At 44.9% G+C, this 592-nt stretch carries 1 protein-coding gene; it reads right to left on the bottom strand.

Annotated features, from left to right (window positions below; genetic code table 11):
• Positions 1-592, bottom strand: a 592-nt coding sequence (locus R7044_RS26715; RefSeq protein ID WP_225456173.1) for a MaoC family dehydratase, incomplete at both ends; no start/stop codon positions are given.

Here is a 592-nt window from a genome sequence, read left to right as displayed (position 1 = left end):
TTGAATCACAGATACCACTACCGCACCTGGGCGTCTTACGCCTTCAATTTCCACTTTGATTTCACGCTCGATCTCTAAACCTTTCTTGATAGGCGTTACTTTAGTCAGTGTACTTACTGCACGCACGTTGTTACCAGCTTTAACTGGGTAAGGAAAACGTACTTGGTTCAAACCTAGATTCACAACCAATTTCGCTGTCGGAAATAATGGTTTATCCGCATCAACTGAGTCCGTCAGTTTAGGCAGTAGAGCCAACGTCAGGAAACCATGCGCAATGGTTGTTTTAAAAGGTGATTCAACAGATGCACGCTCTGGGTCAGTATGAATCCATTGCATATCTTCTGTTACCGCACCAAATTGATTGATACGCTCTTGAGATACATGAACCCAGCCACCCGTATGGATCACTTCACCGATCTTACCGCTTAACTCGTCATACAGTTTTTGAGCTTCTGGCTGAAGAACAATCGGCGCAGGTTGAGGAGCCACTTCTTCATTTACTGCAGGCTGATTATGGTCGCGCACATTAGAAAACAAAAAGCTGTTTTGTGCCTTGCCCAAAAAGTCACTCCAGTAATCGCGTAGCGTTGGA

It is taken from the genome of Vibrio sp. 1402 (assembly GCF_033340275.1).
This window is presented reverse-complemented; position numbering and strand designations above follow the sequence as displayed.